At 64.8% G+C, this 14,597-nt stretch carries 14 protein-coding genes; 4 read left to right on the top strand and 10 right to left on the bottom strand.

Translation table 11 applies throughout. The features are described 5' to 3' along the window. The first annotated feature begins 24 nt into the window (after nt 1-24). Nucleotides 25-630 (top strand): LOG family protein, encoded by a 606-nt coding sequence (locus AC1RUR_RS09115; protein WP_492842946.1) that lies wholly within the window; start codon nt 25-27, stop codon nt 628-630. Nucleotides 631-827: 197 nt separating this feature from the next. Here AC1RUR_RS09115 and AC1RUR_RS09110 read toward each other — a convergent pair whose 3' ends face one another. From AC1RUR_RS09110 to cysS, 4 genes are all read right to left on the bottom strand, one after another. After that, on the bottom strand, nt 828-1,205 hold the full coding sequence (locus tag AC1RUR_RS09110; protein ID WP_492842944.1) for a VOC family protein: 378 nt from the start codon (nt 1,203-1,205) through the stop codon (nt 828-830). 137 nt (nt 1,206-1,342) lie between these two features. Continuing rightward, the gene (cimA, locus tag AC1RUR_RS09105) at nt 1,343-2,941 is read right to left on the bottom strand and encodes a citramalate synthase (protein ID WP_492842942.1); all 1,599 of its coding nucleotides are present in this window, start codon (nt 2,939-2,941) and stop codon (nt 1,343-1,345) included. Then, nucleotides 2,938-3,429 carry a GNAT family N-acetyltransferase gene (locus AC1RUR_RS09100; protein WP_492842940.1) on the bottom strand — a complete coding sequence of 164 codons (492 nt, stop codon included), beginning with the start codon at nt 3,427-3,429 and terminating at the stop codon, nt 2,938-2,940. The genes cimA and AC1RUR_RS09100 overlap by 4 nt, the downstream gene beginning before the upstream one ends. Nucleotides 3,430-3,544: 115 nt before the next feature. Next, complete coding sequence (gene cysS, locus AC1RUR_RS09095) at nt 3,545-4,927, bottom strand: cysteine--tRNA ligase (protein WP_492842938.1); 1,383 nt, start codon at nt 4,925-4,927, stop codon at nt 3,545-3,547. A gap of 291 nt (nt 4,928-5,218) precedes the next feature. On the opposite strand from cysS, the gene AC1RUR_RS09090 reads away from it, so the two are divergent. Both AC1RUR_RS09090 and AC1RUR_RS09085 read left to right on the top strand, forming a co-directional pair. Further along, nucleotides 5,219-5,524, top strand: a complete 306-nt coding sequence (locus tag AC1RUR_RS09090) for a hypothetical protein (RefSeq protein WP_492842936.1) — start codon at nt 5,219-5,221, stop codon at nt 5,522-5,524. Between the two features lie 143 nt (nt 5,525-5,667). Further along, nucleotides 5,668-6,858, top strand: coding sequence for a DUF2865 domain-containing protein (locus AC1RUR_RS09085; protein ID WP_492842934.1), 1,191 nt, complete (start codon nt 5,668-5,670; stop codon nt 6,856-6,858). 189 nt (nt 6,859-7,047) lie between these two features. Here the strand turns inward: AC1RUR_RS09085 and AC1RUR_RS09080 are convergent, their stop codons facing one another. From AC1RUR_RS09080 to AC1RUR_RS09070, 3 genes are read right to left on the bottom strand one after another with little or no spacing between them, the layout of a single operon-like run. Further along, nucleotides 7,048-8,805, bottom strand: a complete 1,758-nt coding sequence (locus AC1RUR_RS09080; RefSeq protein ID WP_492842932.1) for an NAD+ synthase — start codon at nt 8,803-8,805, stop codon at nt 7,048-7,050. A 24-nt stretch (nt 8,806-8,829) separates the two neighbouring features. Then, nucleotides 8,830-9,183 carry a diacylglycerol kinase gene (locus AC1RUR_RS09075; protein WP_247554342.1) on the bottom strand — a complete coding sequence of 118 codons (354 nt, stop codon included), beginning with the start codon at nt 9,181-9,183 and terminating at the stop codon, nt 8,830-8,832. Between the two features lie 4 nt (nt 9,184-9,187). Then, the gene (locus tag AC1RUR_RS09070; protein ID WP_492842930.1) at nt 9,188-10,576 is read right to left on the bottom strand and encodes a class II 3-deoxy-7-phosphoheptulonate synthase; all 1,389 of its coding nucleotides are present in this window, start codon (nt 10,574-10,576) and stop codon (nt 9,188-9,190) included. Nucleotides 10,577-10,758: 182 nt separating this feature from the next. On the opposite strand from AC1RUR_RS09070, the gene AC1RUR_RS09065 reads away from it, so the two are divergent. Continuing rightward, nucleotides 10,759-11,655, top strand: a complete 897-nt coding sequence (locus AC1RUR_RS09065) for an alpha/beta hydrolase family protein (protein ID WP_492842928.1) — start codon at nt 10,759-10,761, stop codon at nt 11,653-11,655. Nucleotides 11,656-11,831: 176 nt separating this feature from the next. On the opposite strand, the gene AC1RUR_RS09060 is transcribed toward AC1RUR_RS09065, so the two are convergent. The 3 genes from AC1RUR_RS09060 to AC1RUR_RS09050 form a co-directional block, all read right to left on the bottom strand. Further along, complete coding sequence (locus AC1RUR_RS09060) at nt 11,832-12,479, bottom strand: VOC family protein (protein ID WP_492843162.1); 648 nt, start codon at nt 12,477-12,479, stop codon at nt 11,832-11,834. Between the two features lie 164 nt (nt 12,480-12,643). Continuing rightward, nucleotides 12,644-12,907: a hypothetical protein gene (locus AC1RUR_RS09055; protein ID WP_492842926.1), complete on the bottom strand. Its 264-nt coding sequence runs from the start codon at nt 12,905-12,907 to the stop codon at nt 12,644-12,646. Between the two features lie 197 nt (nt 12,908-13,104). Beyond that, nucleotides 13,105-14,589 carry an aldehyde dehydrogenase family protein gene (locus tag AC1RUR_RS09050; protein WP_492843160.1) on the bottom strand — a complete coding sequence of 495 codons (1,485 nt, stop codon included), beginning with the start codon at nt 14,587-14,589 and terminating at the stop codon, nt 13,105-13,107. Nucleotides 14,590-14,597 lie beyond the last annotated feature (8 nt).

Below are 14,597 nucleotides of genomic sequence, written 5' to 3'. Positions count from 1 at the left end.
TCGCTGCAATGCATCATGGCACCAATGAGCACGATCAAAACCGTCTGTGTCTATTGCGGCTCCGGCCCCGGAACCAATCCCCGCTTCACCGAAGGCGCCAAGGCGTTCGGCAAGGCGCTCGCCGAGAACAACATCCGCCTGGTCTATGGCGGCGGTTCGCTCGGCCTGATGGGCTCGGTCGCAACCTCCGTCCTCGATCACGGCGGCACCGTCACCGGCATCATTCCCGAATTCCTGCGGATGCGCGAGAATGCGCTGACGCGCGTGCAGGAGATGATCGTCACCCCCGACATGCACGAGCGCAAGCGGCTGATGTTCGAGCGCTCCGACGCCTTCGTGGCGCTGCCGGGCGGCGTCGGCACGCTGGAGGAACTGGTCGAGCAGCTGACCTGGAAGCAGCTCGGCCGTCACGCCAAGCCGGTGCTGCTCGCCAATATCGACAATTTCTGGGAGCCGCTGTTCTCGCTGCTGTCGCACATGCGCCAGACCGAGTTCATCCGCGCCGGCCTTTCGGTCGACATCCTCAAGGCCGATCGGATCGAGGAGATCCTGCCGAAGCTGAAGGCCGCCGTGGCACAGCTCGCCGAGGCGGAAAAGGAACTCGCCCCGGAAGTGGCGCGCAAGCTCTGACGGTTGGTTCGTTCGATCTGGCCGCGGGCTCTGTCACCTCTCCCGCTTGCGGGAGGGGTCGCCGCGTAGCGGCGGGTGAGGGTTCTCTCCTCATTGGGAATCTCTCTGCGGAGATACCCTCTCCCCAGCCCTCTCCCGCAAGCGGGAGAGGGAGCGCACCTCCGTCGTGGTGACATTAGCCAACTCAATGTCACGCTCTATTCGCTCGGAAACGTCACCGCCTCGATCCGGTTGCCGTCGGGATCTGTAACGAACGCCGCGTAATAGCGCACGCGGTCGTGCGGACGGATACCCGGCGCGCCATCGGAGGCGCCACCGGTCGCAAGCGCGGCAGCATGAAATGCATCGACCTCGCTCGTCGTCTTCGCCCGCAGGCAGATGTGCACGCCGCTCTCCGGCGCGACGGGCGGCATGCCCTCGCGCAGATTGATCCAGAATTCCGGATAGGCCTTGCCGAAACCGACCGTGCGCGGCCGCGTGACGAGGCGCGTGAGACCGAGGGCGGCGAGCGCCGCCTCGTAGAACTTCGCGGAGCGATCGAGATCGCTGACGCCGACGGAAATGTGGTCGATCATTGCTAACGCTCCCCTCCCCAACTGTCATCGCCCGGCTTGACCGGGCGATCCAGTATTCCGAGACGCCCGGGAACTACCGAGAAGCTGCGGCGTACTGGATACCCCGCTTTCGCGGGGTATGACAGCCGTAGCGGATCTTACGCCGGCGCGCCCGACTTCACGAGCTTGTAGATCACCGAATCCATCAGCGCCTGGAACGAGGCGTCGATGATGTTCGGGGAGACGCCGACCGTGGTCCAGCTGTCGCCGTTCTCGTCCTCGCTCTCGATCAGCACGCGCGTGACCGCGCCGGTGCCGCCGTTGAGGATACGCACGCGATAATCAATCAGCGTCAGGCCCTCGATATATTTCTGGTACTTGCCGAGGTCTTTTCGCAAGGCGACGTCGAGCGCATTGACGGGGCCGTTGCCTTCGGCTGCCGAGATCAGATGCTCGCCGGCGACGTCGACCTTGACGACCGCCAGCGCCACCGTGACGCGCTCGCCGTGCGAATTGTAGCGCTGCTCGACATTGACGTCGAACTGCTCGACCTCGAAATAATGCGGCACCTTGCCGAGCGTGCGGCGCGCCAGGAGCTCGAAAGACGCGTTGGCGGATTCGTAGGCATAGCCGGCCGCCTCGCGCTCCTTCAATTCCTCGACGAGCCGTGTCAGCTTCGGATCGCTCTTCTCGTAAGGGATGCCGGCGCGGTCGAGCTCGGCGATGACGTTGGAGCGGCCGGCCTGATCGGATACCAGCACCTTGCGGTGATTGCCGACCAGCTCCGGCAACACGTGCTCATAGGTCTGCGGATCCTTCAGCACGGCGGAGGCATGGATGCCGGTCTTGGTGACGAAAGCGCTCTCGCCGACATAGGCCGCATGCCGGTTCGGCACGCGGTTGAGCATGTCGTCGAGCGTGCGCGACACCTTGACGAGGGTCGCGAGCTTCTCAGGCGTCACACTGACCTCGAAAGCGTCGGCAAATTCCTTCTTCAGTTTCAGCGTCGGGATCAGCGAGCACAGATTGGCATTGCCGCAGCGCTCGCCGAGACCGTTCAGCGTGCCCTGGATCTGCCGCGCGCCGGCGCGCACCGCGGCGAGCGAATTCGCCACCGCCTGCTCGGTGTCGTTATGGGCATGGATGCCGACGTGATCGCCGGGGATGTGCCTGGTCACCTCGGTGACGATGGCCTCGATTTCGTTCGGCATGGTGCCGCCATTGGTGTCGCAGAGCACCACCCAGCGCGCGCCGGCCTCATAGGCGGCTTTCGCGCAGGCGAGCGCGAAGCTGGAATCTTCCTTGTAGCCGTCGAAGAAATGCTCGCAGTCGAGCATGACCTCGCGGCCGGCGGCCTTCGCCGCGGCAACGCTGTCGCGGATCGAGGCGAGGTTTTCTTCCCTGGTCGTCTCCAGCGCGACGCGCACCTGATAGGCCGACGATTTCGCCACGAAGCAGATTGCGTCAGCCTTCGCTTCCAGCAGCCCGGCCACGCCGGGATCGTTGGAAACCGAGCGCCCGGCCCGCCGCGTCATGCCGAAGGCGGTGAAGCGCGCGTGATTGAACTTCGGCTTGGTACCGAAGAACTCGGTGTCGGTCGGATTGGCCCCGGGATAGCCGCCCTCGACATAGTCGATACCGAGCTCGTCGAGCATCGCCGCGATGATCTGCTTGTCTGCAAGCGTGAAATCGACACCATTGGTCTGCGCGCCGTCACGCAGCGTCGTGTCGAAGAGATAAAGGCGCTCCTTGCTCATGGCGTGGCTCCGAGCGTCTTCTTCATGGTGGTGTTGGCGAGCCACTCATCATTGACGGTGATACTGTTGCGCTGCATGGCGACATAGCCGCGCTTGGCGAAAAAGTCTTGCGCGGTGTCACTGGCATCGACCGAGAGGCTGGTCGCGCCACGGCCACCGGCAAGCTTTTCCAGCGCATCGACCAGCATGGTGGCGATGCCCTGCCCGACGACGGCCGGATGCACGTAGAGCATGCGGATGTGATCGGCGCCGCGCAGCGAGGCGAAGCCGACGGGCGAGCCCTCCAGCGTCGCGATCAGCGTCAAATCGGCGGCAAGCCGCTTGCCAAACTCCTCCGTTTCAGCAGCCTCCATCCAGGCCTGCTGCTGCGCCTCGGTATAGTCTTCGCCGGTCAGCTCCTCGATGCTGGCGGCGAAGATCGCGGCGAGCACCGGCACGTCATCCGGCAGGAACGGCCGCAAGCCGGGCTTTGGCAAAGTCTGTCCCATCGTCCTCACCACATCCCATAGAGTTTCAGCGCCAGCGCCACGGCGGCCGCGAGCAGCAGGATCTTCAGCGCGATGTAATAGAGCCAGTGCCGAGGGAAAGGCGTGTCGGGCCGCTTCATCGCACGATCTCCCAGGTCGTTCCGTCCTTGGAGTCCTTGATCGCAACCCCCATCGCGGCGAGCAGATCACGGATGCGGTCGGACTCTCTAAAATCCTTGCGGGCACGCGCCGCCGTCCGCTCGGCGATCAGACGCCCGACCTCCGCGGCATCGACGCCACTCGCCTGTTGCTTGCGTCCCTCCCACTGCGCAGCGCTTTCGGAGAGGAAGCCAAGCAGGCGCAATGACCCGGCCAAGGCGCCTACATCGCTGCTGCGCAGGCCGTGCAGCGCCGCGATCGCCAGGGACGTGTTGAGGTCGTCGAGCAGCGGCTCGACCACGGACGCGGCCGGCTGGCCGGGCGCGACGTCGGCCGCGATGCGATACCAGTCGTCGAGCGTCTTGGCGCTCTCCTCCAGCGACTTCATGGTCCAGTCGATCGGCGAGCGATAATGCGTCTTCAGCATGTTCAGACGCAGCACCTCGCCCGGCCAGTCCGCGAGCAGCTCGCGGATGGTGACGAAGTTGCCGAGCGACTTCGACATCTTCTCGCTCTCGACCTGCAGGAAGCCGTTGTGCATCCAGTAGTTCGCCATGCGCTCTCGGTGGAAGGCACAGCAGGTCTGCGCGACTTCGTTCTCGTGATGTGGAAACACGAGATCGATGCCGCCGCCATGGATGTCGAAGTGCTCGCCGAGATGCTTCCAGGCCATGGCCGAGCACTCGATGTGCCATCCCGGGCGGCCCTCGGCCTTGATGCCGGCCGGTGACGGCCATGACGGCTCGCCCGGCTTGGACGGCTTCCACAGCACGAAGTCGGTATTGTCCTTCTTGTAGGGCGCGACATCGACGCGGGCGCCGGCAATCATCTCGTCGAGCGAGCGATTGGACAGCGCGCCATAGCGCGGCAGGGAGGAGTTGGCCGCGTTCATCGCCTGCGGCGAGAACAGCACGTGGTCTTCGGCGACATAGGCAAAACCGCCCTTGACCAGCCTCTCGATGATCTCGCGCATCTCGCCGATATGCTCGGTCGCGCGCGGCTCGACGCTCGGCCTGAGCGCGCCGAGCGCATCGACGTCGGCGTGAAACTGCCTGCCGGTCTGCTCGGTGACCTGCCGGATCGCCTCGTTCAGCGGCAGCCCGGGAAAATCCCGCGCGGCGCGATCGTTGATCTTGTCGTCGACGTCGGTGATGTTGCGGACATATTTGACGTGCGCCTCGCCATAGAGATGGCGCAGCAGCCGAAACAGCACGTCGAACACGATCACCGGCCGGGCGTTGCCGATATGGGCGAAGTCGTAGACCGTCGGTCCGCAGACATACATGCGGACGTTGTTCGGATCGAGCGGCACGAAGGTGCGCTTCTCCCTCGTCAGCGTATCGTAAAGGCGCAATTCCATATGGATACCCGTCGGCTGTTGGCCGGGCGTCCAGTGCTCTCAATGTTTTTGAGAAAAGACGGCTCCAGCCAGCGAATCGCTAGCTCGTAATCTCGCAAATAGCGCAAATGGCGAGGAGACCGTTCATACGGGAACATATGGGCCACGAGAGGCCCTTGCGTCAAGGGAGCCGCGAAAATGCCGCCTCCTGTCCGCAAGGCGCGGGCGCCCGCCATAACGGTTCCATTATCCTTAACCTTTTGAGCCCATTCTGGAACTGGCGGTTCCTTCTATTTGCCCCCCGGTGATTTCATGCGATCCCTGTTCGCGCTCATTTCCTGCGCCTCCATCCTTGCGGCATCCAGCGCTTTCGCCGAGACCCGCGTCTTCATTATCCCGAACCAGGCGGACGGCTACGGCGTCGACCAGTGCCTGGCCAAGGGCGACAAATGCGGCGCGCAGGTCGCGCGCACCTATTGCCAATCACGGGATTTTGCCCATGCCTCGGCCTATCGCCGGGTCGATCCCGACGAAATTACCGGCTCTGTCCCCAAAACCGGCGCAAACTGCTCCCATGGCCATTGCGACGAATATGTCGCAATCACCTGCCAGCGCTGAATTCGCTCGGAGCTGGCGGACCTTAGGACCAGTCTTTGGCCCCTGAAACGACGTGACGATGCCGCAGGAAGCGGCTATGGGAGGGCGCGCTTCGGCCCCCCAGGTCACGCTGGAAAGTCGCATTGGGCCGTGACCTCGCTAGAATGGCGGATATGCCTGAATTTTTGACTCGCTCCCGTGCCCGCTCGATCCTTGCCTGCACCGTGCTCCTGAGCACCATGGTGCTCGCCAGCAGCGCTTTCGCGCAGGTTGGCCCGCCCGGACCGCCGCCTCAGCCCGGCCAGAATGGGCTCGGGCCAAATCCGATGTGCTCGCGGCTGGAAGGCCAGCTCGCCGCGCTCGATCGCGGTGGCGGCGGTGATCCTGCACGCGAAGACCAGATCCGCCGCTATCAGGATTCCCAAGCCAAGCAGCAGGCCGAACTCGACCGCGTCACCATGCAGGCCAAGCGCATGGGCTGCGATTCCTCCGGCTTCTTCTCGCTGTTCAACGGCCAGTCTGCGCAATGCGGTCCGGTCAACACCCAGATCCAGCAGATGCGCGCCAATCTGGACCAGATCACCGGCAATCTCGAACGCCTGCGCGGCGGCGGCCCCGGCGGCTTCAGCCCGGAGCGCGACAACCAGCGCCGCTCGGTGCTGGCGGCCCTCGCCCAGAACAATTGCGGCCCGCAATATGCCAACGCCGCGCAGTCGCAGGGCGGCGGCAATTTCCTGAGCAATCTGTTCGGCGGCAACAACGCGGGCAATCCGCAAGGCGTCCCGCCCTCCGATCTCGGCCCGCAATCCGGCACCTTCCGCACCGTGTGCGTGCGCACCTGCGACGGCGCCTATTTCCCGGTCTCGTTCGCGACCGTGCCGGCGCGTTTCGCCGACGACGAGAAGACCTGCAAAGCGCTGTGCCCGGCTGCGGAAGCCGTGCTCTACACCCATCGCAATCCCGGCGAAGACATGAACTCGGCCGTGTCCATCAGCGGCCAGCCCTACACGGCGTTGCCGACCGCGTTCAAATTCCGCAGCGAGTTCAACCCGTCCTGCTCCTGCAAGGCGGCGGGACAGACCTGGGCGGACGCGTTGAAGTCGGCCGACGACAAGGCCGCGGCCGAGCAGCAGGGCGACATCATCGTCACCGAGGAGAGCGCCAAGAAGATGCAGCAGCAGCGGCTGGGCAAGGGCGCGCCTGCGAATGCCAAGAAGGGCGCAGCACCTGCGCCGACCACGGCGACCGCACCGGCTGCGACGCCGCCTGCGGATACCGGCACCGCGACGACTTCATCCGAGAACAAGCCGATCCGCTCGGTCGGCCCGAGCTTCCTGCCGCAGCAGCAGAAGTAGGTGTCCGCTGTAAACTCGGCAGCCCGCTCCAAACTCAACTGTCATGCCCCGCGAAGGCGGGGCATCCAGTACTCCGCGGCGGAAATCGTTTCCGGCAATCTCCGCCGCGGAGTACTGGATCATCCGCTTTCGCGGATGATGACGGCGTGTTGTGTGGCAACAGCGTCCGTCTAATTGGCCGCGCCACCCCTACCCTTCAAAAGCATCAATCGACGCCCGGCTCCCGCGCGACACCAGCGTCTCGTCCGGCGCCGCCAGCTGCTCGCCCCTGTCGCGAAAGCGGTTGGTGATGGGATAGCGGCGGTCGCGGCCGAAATTCCTGGCCGTGACCTTCACGCCGGGCGCGGCCTGGCGGCGCTTGTATTCGGCGACGTTGAGCAGATGCTCGATGCGGGTGACCGTGTCGCGGTCGAATCCGGCGGCGATGATCGCCTCCAGCGGCTCCTCGCGCTCCACCAGCCGTTCGAGGATGGCATCGAGCAATTCGTAAGGCGGCAGCGAATCCTGGTCGGTCTGGTTCTCGCGCAGCTCCGCCGTCGGCGGACGCGTGATGATGTCGGGGGGAATGACCTCCCCCGCAGGCCCGAGCGCGCCATCGGGCTTCCAGCCGTTGCGCAAGCTCGCCAGCCGGAACACCTGCGTCTTGTAGATGTCCTTGATCGGATTGAAGCCGCCGTTCATGTCGCCATAGAGCGTGGCGTAGCCGACCGACATCTCCGACTTGTTGCCTGTCGTCACCACCATCAGCCCGGTCTTGTTGGAGATCGCCATTAGCAGCGTGCCGCGGGTGCGGGCCTGGAGATTTTCCTCGGTGATGTCTGGCGGCAGGTTCTTGAAGATGCCGGACAGGATGGTCTCGAAGCCGGTCACGGCTTCGGCGATCGGCAGCACCTCGTAGCGGATGCCGAGATGGCCGGCGAGCTCGCCGGCGTCCGCGATCGAGTGTGGTGCGGTGTAGCGATAGGGCAGCATCACGCCATGCACCTGGTCGGCGCCGAGCGCATCGACCGCAATCGCCGCGCACAGCGCAGAATCGATGCCGCCGGAAATGCCGAGCAGCACGCCGGGAAAACCGTTCTTGGCGACATAGTCGCGCAGGCCCAGCACGCAGGCCGCATAGTCGGCCTTGTCGCCCTCGGGCTGCTCGGCGATCGGCCCGGTGCAGCGCCAATCGTCACCGTTGCGCGTGAAGCGCAAGGTGGTGATGCTCTCCTCGAACGCCGGCAATTGCGCCGCGAGCGAGAGATCGCCGTTGAGCACGAACGAGGCGCCGTCGAACACCAGCTCGTCCTGGCCGCAAGTCTGGTTGAGATAGACCAGCGGCAGGCCGCTCTCGGTGACCCGCGCGACCGCGACCGACAGGCGCACGTCGTTCTTGCCGCGGGCGTAAGGCGAGCCGTTCGGCACGAGGATGATCTCGGCGCCGGTCTCGGCCAGCGTCTCGACCACGTTCTCGTAGTCTTCGGACTCCTCCAGCCAGATGTCCTCGCAGATGGGAACACCAATGCGCACGCCGCGCACGGTCACCGGCCCTGCAGCCGGTCCGCGCGCAAACAGCCGCTTCTCGTCGAACACGCCGTAATTCGGCAGATTGCATTTGAAGCGAAGTGCGGCGATGCGGCCGCCGTCGAGCAGTGCGCAGGCATTGTAGAGCTTGCCCTCTTCGACCCAGGGGGTGCCGACCAGCATCGCCGGCCCGCCATCGGCGGTCTCGCGCGCGAGGCTTTCGATCGCGGCGCGGCAGGCGGCCTGGAAGGCCGGCTTCTGCACCAGATCCTCCGGCGGATAGCCGGCGATGAACAATTCCGGAAACAGCATGAGATCGCTGCCGTCGGCGGCGGCCTGCGCCCGTGCCGCACGCGCCTTGGCGGCATTGCCCTCGATGTCGCCCATGGTCGGATTGAGCTGGGCGAGCGTGACCGCGACTGCGTTGAGACGTTCGGTCATGACCGCTTTGTCCGATCCTGAAGGCTAGAGGAACCCCAAACGCTCGATGATGGCGATGATCCAGAACGCGCCGGCCATCAGCAGCGCAACGCCGACCGCGGCCGAGCCCATGTCCTTGACCCGCCCGATCTGCTTGTCGTGATCCATGGTCAGGCGGTCGGCAAGCTTCTCGATCGCGGTGTTGAGCAGCTCGACCGTCAGCACGAACGCAACAGCGCAGACCAGCTCGACCGCGCGCATCGCGGTCGCACCGATGAACCAGGCCAGCGGCACCGACAGCAGGAGCGCGAAGATCTCCTCGCGGACGGCCTGCTCCGAACGGAACGCAAAGGCCAGACCGTTACGGGAATTGATCGTGGCCTTCCAGATCCGCAGCAAGGTTTTAGAGCCCCGCGGCGGCCGGCATCGGCTTGGCCTTGCCGGCGCGTTCCTGCTTGAGCAGCTCGGCGACCAGGAAAGCCATGTCGATGGATTGCTCGGCATTGAGGCGGGGATCGCAGACCGTGTGGTAGCGGTCGTTGAGGTCCTCGTCGGTGATCGCGCGGGCGCCGCCGAGGCATTCGGTGACGTCCTGGCCGGTCATCTCCAGATGAACGCCGCCGGCATGGGTGCCTTCGGCGGCATGGATCGCGAAGAACGACTTCACCTCGGACAGGATGCGGTCGAACGGCCGCGTCTTGTAGCCCGACGTCGAGGTGATGGTGTTGCCGTGCATGGGATCGCACGACCAGACCACCACCCTGCCCTCGCGCTTCACGGCGCGGACCATGTTCGGCAGATGCTCGCCGACCTTGTCGGAGCCGAAGCGGCCGATCAGCGTCAGCCGGCCCGGCTCGTTGTCGGGATTGAGCACGTCGATCAGCTTGAGCAATTCGTCGGGCTTGAGCGACGGGCCGCACTTCAGCCCGATCGGATTCTTGATGCCGCGGAAATATTCGATGTGGCCGTGGTCGAGCTGGCGGGTGCGATCGCCGATCCAGATCATGTGGCCCGAGGTCGCGTACCAGTCACCCGTGGTGGAATCGACGCGGGTCATGGCCTGCTCGTAGCCGAGCAGCAGCGCCTCATGGCTGGTGTAGAAATCGGTGGCGCGCAGTTCGGGGTGGCTTTCGAGATCGAGGCCGCAGGCGCGCATGAAGTTGAGCGCGTCCGAGATGCGGTCGGCCAATTCCTTGTAGCGGCGGGACTGCGGCGAGTCCTTGAGGAAGCCGAGCATCCATTGATGCACGCTGCCGAGATTGGCAAAGCCGCCGGTCGCAAACGCGCGCAGCAGGTTCAGCGTCGCGGCCGACTGGCGATAGGCCATCAGCTGGCGCTGCGGATCCGGCACGCGTGCTTCCCTGGTGAAAGCGATGTCGTTGACGATGTCGCCGCGATAGCTCGGCAACTCGACGCCGTTGATCTTCTCGGTCGGCGATGACCGCGGCTTGGCAAATTGGCCCGCGATACGGCCGACCTTCACCACGGGGACGGCGCCTGCGTAAGTGAGCACCACCGCCATCTGGAGCAGCACGCGGAAGAAGTCGCGGATGTTGTTGGCGCCGTGCTCGGCAAAGCTCTCGGCACAGTCGCCGCCCTGGAGCAGGAAGGCTTCGCCGGCCGCAACGCGGGCCAGCGCCTTCTTCAGGTTGCGCGCCTCGCCCGCGAACACCAGCGGCGGAAAGGTCGCAAGCTGCGCCTCGACGTCGGCCAAGGCCTTGGCGTCGGGATAGTCGGGCACCTGTAGCACCGGCTTGCTGCGCCAGGACTCGGGCGTCCACCGCTCGGACATCGCAATCTCTCCGTGAAGCAAAAAGCACAACCTGATCTAGGGGTTGCGAGGGCCGCCTTATACACAGGCTGGCAAAGGACCGCCAGTTGTAAATCCGTTTCGCATTGCAAACCCTTGCGGGGAAAGCCAAATTCGCATTTGCTTGGGATGGCTTGAGGAAACTGGCAGGACCTGGGCTGCCCATGGACGCGGCGCGCGACGACGTTTTCATCGACGAGATCAGCTTCCCGGCGACCGACGGGTATGCGCTGAGCGGCACCCTGTTCCTGCCGCGCGGCACCAAGCGCCACGCCGTGCTGATCAATTCGGCCACCGCCGTGCCGCGAAAGATCTATCGCGGCTTTGCCTCCTATCTCGCCCATCGCGGCTGCGCGGTGCTGACTTACGATTATCGCGGCATCGGCGACTCCCGGCTGCCGGCGATGGTCGGCTACAACCAGCCGAAATCGCTGGTCGGCTTCAAGGCCTCGATGTCGGACTGGGCCGCGCTCGACGTCACCGCCGCGGTGAGCTGGATGCGCGAGCGCTACAACACCCTGCCCCTTGCCTATGTCGGCCACTCCTTCGGCGGCCAGGCGCTCGGGCTGATCGCAAACAACAGCGACATCTCGCGCGCCGCCTTCGTCGCCTCGCAGGCCGCGACCTGGCGGCTGATGACCTCGCCGGAAAAATACCGCGTCTTCGCCTTCATGAACCTTGTCGGCGTGCCCCTCGCCCACGCACTCGGCTACGCCCCGGGCTGGGCCGGCATTGGCGAGGATCTGCCCAAGGGCGTCTTCCTGCAATGGGCGGAGTGGGTCTCGAGCCCGCGCTATCTGTTCGATTCAAAGCTGCCGGCACTCAACAACTTCGCCAAATTCAAGGGCGAGCTGCGCGCGCTGTGCTTCTCCGACGATCCCTGGGCGACGCGTCCCGCGGTCGAGCTGCTCGCCGGCGGATTCACCGCGATCAAGCCGGAGGTGTTGACGGTCAAGCCGTCCGAAATCGGCGCCAAGGCAATCGGCCATTTCGGCTTCTTCCGCCCCGAGCACCGCGACACGCTGTGGCGCGGGGTGGCGGAATGGATTCAGGGGGAGTGAGACGCGCCTTCGCGTCCTCGCGGACCGGAAGCGTGGCCCGTGAGCCGGGGCGTAACCACACATGTCGGCTCCCATCGCCAAGCCGAAGTCGACCAGCTTGAGCGTGATCTGCGGCTGGTAACCCCAACCCGACCAAGACGACGGCGGAGCAGCCGCCATCGTCTCATCTACGCCGCTTAGTCGGCAGGTCCAGCGAACAAAATGAGATTGCCATCGGGATCAAGCACGATGAAATTCCTTGCTCCCCAAGGCTCCTTCTTTAATGCCTGATGAAAGCTGACGCCGGCGGATTGAAACTCTAGGAAGAGCTGTTTGATCTCTGCTGCGCTATCGACCGTGATCGAAGCGGACAGAAGGTTTTCGCGCTGCCGAATGTCCCCGACAAAGACCGGTTCGCAAACCAGCCGCAGGCAAAGCCGCGCCTGGTCACGCTTGACGATGCCATAAAACGGCGGCTCTCCGTAAACAAAGTCGACTGCAAATCCGAGCTTGGATGTGAAGAAATCGCATGAGGCTTTGACGTCAGCGACGTACAATTGAGCTTCTGTTCCGCTCAAGATCGGCGGTGTGGGTGTTTGCTTGACTTGAGTATTCATGGCTAGGGCTCCTGCCTTGAGCGCCTGCCATCCTTCGAAACCCGACTGACGCGCGACAAGCTCCTGCGCATCGCCGAGCTTAAACGATGCCTCTAGCACCTGATGATCATCGAGGTGCCGAAACCGAGGCAGCGCAGCTCTGATCTCAGCGGCGACCGGATGGTACCGCTCACGATGCCAACGCAGATACTGCTTGGCCTGCTTCTTTAGGTTTTCAAGGTTCGGCATGGGCGCAATTATGGTGCACGAAACGTAGGTGGGCATTGCCCTTTCGGCTTCGGCCGATGCGCCCTACTGCAACCCTTGTAAAATGCCCTTCCCGGCCCCCGATTGTCAACGGCGGCCATCGCCGATGGCGCGGCCGCCGGACAGCCGATGAATGAGACCAGGCCCTAACGGATGATCGTCGTCAGCGAGGAGTAGCGCTTGTTCGGCTTGGCTTCGCCCGGCGCGAACTGCGCAAAGGCCTCGCTGACGCGGACCGCCGGCGGCGTGTCGCCGGCGAAGCGGAATTCCTTCGGCCGCGGCGCGTAGAAGCTGGCGCTGTAATAGGCGTCGTCGAAGCGGGCCTCGCCGACGCCGAACACTGCGTCGCAGACGAACAGGAGTGCATAGACTCCCGCGACCGCAGCGACGATCTCCCTGAGAATAGACATGCTGATGCCCCACCCTTTTGCAGGCAGCATGCGCATCGGTTCCAAAGCTCTGGTTTAAAGCGCCGTGCTTCTTGTCCGCAGGGTTTGCCGCTGCTGAGCGGAATGCAGACAATTTTATCGATCCCGAAAAGAGAGCCCGCCTGAATGATCAGGCGGGCTCCAGGCGCGGCCGCTCGGGAGGTTATCAGACGGCCAGATCAGACGGCTAAGTTCATCCAGACAGCCTTGGGCTCGGTGAAATTGTCGAGCGCGGCGGTGCCGTGTTCGCGGCCAAGGCCGGAGTCGCGTTCGCCGCCCCAGGGCAGGCGCACGTCGGTGTAGCCATAGGTGTTCATCCAGACAGTGCCGGCGCGAGCCCGCTTGGCAAAGCGCTGGAGCTTGCCGATGTCGCGGCTCCACACGCCGGCCGCGAGGCTGTAGGCGGTGCCATTGGCGATCCGCAATGCGTCGGCCTCATCCCTGAACTTGATGACGCTGACGACGGGGCCGAAGATTTCCTCCTGCGAGATCCGCATCTCGTGCGCAACATTTGCGAACACCGCGGGGCTGATGAAATAGCCGCGATCGCCGACCCGCGTCCCGCCGGTGACGAGGCTCGCCCCTTCCTGCCGGCCGACGTCGACGTAGTCGAGGATCGACTTCATCTGCTTCTCGGAGATCACAGGGCCGAGCACGGTCTTGCGATCGAGCGGATCGCCCATCCTCAGCGACTTGGCGCGCGCGGCGAGGCGCTCGACGACCTCGTCATAGGCTCGCTCCTGCACCAGCACGCGGGAGCCGGCCGAGCACACCTGGCCGGCGTTGAAGAAGACGCCGGAGGCCGCAGCCTTGGATGCCGCTTCGAGATCGGCATCGTCGAAGATGACGTTGGCCGACTTGCCGCCCAGCTCGAGCGAGACGCGCTTGAAGTTGCCGGCCGCACCTTTCATGATTCCGCGGCCGACGCCAGGCGAGCCGGTGAAGGTGACCTTGTCGACATCAGGGTGATTGACGAGGGCGTCGCCGACGACGCGGCCGGGTCCGGTGACGACGTTGAAGACGCCCGCCGGCAGGCCGGCCTGAAGCGCGAGCTCGGCGATGCGCAGCGCCGACAGCGAGGTCAGCTCGGCCGGCTTCATCACGATCGTGCAGCCGCAGGCCAGCGCCGGTGCGAGCTTCCACATGCCGATCATCAGCGGGAAATTCCACGGCACGATCGCCGCGACCACGCCGACCGGCTCGCACACGGTGTAGGTCAGGGCATCATCGCGCACGGGCACGACGTCGCCGCTGATCTTGTCGGCCCAGCCGGCGTAATAGATCAGCGTGTCGACCGCGGCCGGGAAATCCTGGCGCGTCGTCGCCGAGATCGGCTTGCCGGCATCGATCGACTCGAGCTCGATGATTTCGTCGGCGTGCTGCTTGAGCAGGTCCGCCCAGCGCAGCAGGATCAGGCCCCGCTCGGAGGCGCGCATCGTGCGCCACGGGCCCTCGAATGCCCGGCGCGCGGCCGACACCGCATGCGCGACATCGCCCTCGTTGCCTTCGGCGATGGTGGCGATGACCTGCCCGGTGGCGGGATTGAGGGATTTGAAGGTGCGGCCGGAGCTCGCGGGGACGCGGCGGCCGTCGATGAGCAGATGCTGCGGCCGGGCCATGAACTCGGTGGCCGGCGAATGCGCAAAGTCATATGCAACTGACATCATATTCC

The sequence above is a fragment of the Bradyrhizobium sp. GW821-FHT12B03 genome, assembly GCF_058807535.1.
The sequence above is the reverse complement of the archived record's forward strand: the minus strand, read 5'-3'. Positions and strand labels throughout refer to the sequence as shown.

Bases quoted from the DNA above. Each gene is read 5' to 3' on its own strand.
- AC1RUR_RS09115 (WP_492842946.1), top strand. From the start codon at position 25: ATGAGCACGATCAAAACCGTCTGTGTCTATTGCGGCTCCGGCCCCGGA.
- AC1RUR_RS09080 (WP_492842932.1), bottom strand. From the start codon at position 8,805: ATGACCGAACGTCTCAACGCAGTCGCGGTCACGCTCGCCCAGCTCAAT.
- AC1RUR_RS09050 (WP_492843160.1), bottom strand. From the start codon at position 14,589: ATGTCAGTTGCATATGACTTTGCGCATTCGCCGGCCACCGAGTTCATG.
- cimA (WP_492842942.1), bottom strand. From the start codon at position 2,941: ATGAGCAAGGAGCGCCTTTATCTCTTCGACACGACGCTGCGTGACGGC.
- AC1RUR_RS09065 (WP_492842928.1), top strand. From the start codon at position 10,759: ATGGACGCGGCGCGCGACGACGTTTTCATCGACGAGATCAGCTTCCCG.
- AC1RUR_RS09060 (WP_492843162.1), bottom strand. From the start codon at position 12,479: ATGCCGAACCTTGAAAACCTAAAGAAGCAGGCCAAGCAGTATCTGCGT.
- AC1RUR_RS09055 (WP_492842926.1), bottom strand. From the start codon at position 12,907: ATGTCTATTCTCAGGGAGATCGTCGCTGCGGTCGCGGGAGTCTATGCA.
- AC1RUR_RS09085 (WP_492842934.1), top strand. From the start codon at position 5,668: ATGGCGGATATGCCTGAATTTTTGACTCGCTCCCGTGCCCGCTCGATC.
- AC1RUR_RS09100 (WP_492842940.1), bottom strand. From the start codon at position 3,429: ATGGGACAGACTTTGCCAAAGCCCGGCTTGCGGCCGTTCCTGCCGGAT.
- AC1RUR_RS09090 (WP_492842936.1), top strand. From the start codon at position 5,219: ATGCGATCCCTGTTCGCGCTCATTTCCTGCGCCTCCATCCTTGCGGCA.
- AC1RUR_RS09110 (WP_492842944.1), bottom strand. From the start codon at position 1,205: ATGATCGACCACATTTCCGTCGGCGTCAGCGATCTCGATCGCTCCGCG.
- AC1RUR_RS09070 (WP_492842930.1), bottom strand. From the start codon at position 10,576: ATGTCCGAGCGGTGGACGCCCGAGTCCTGGCGCAGCAAGCCGGTGCTA.
- cysS (WP_492842938.1), bottom strand. From the start codon at position 4,927: ATGGAATTGCGCCTTTACGATACGCTGACGAGGGAGAAGCGCACCTTC.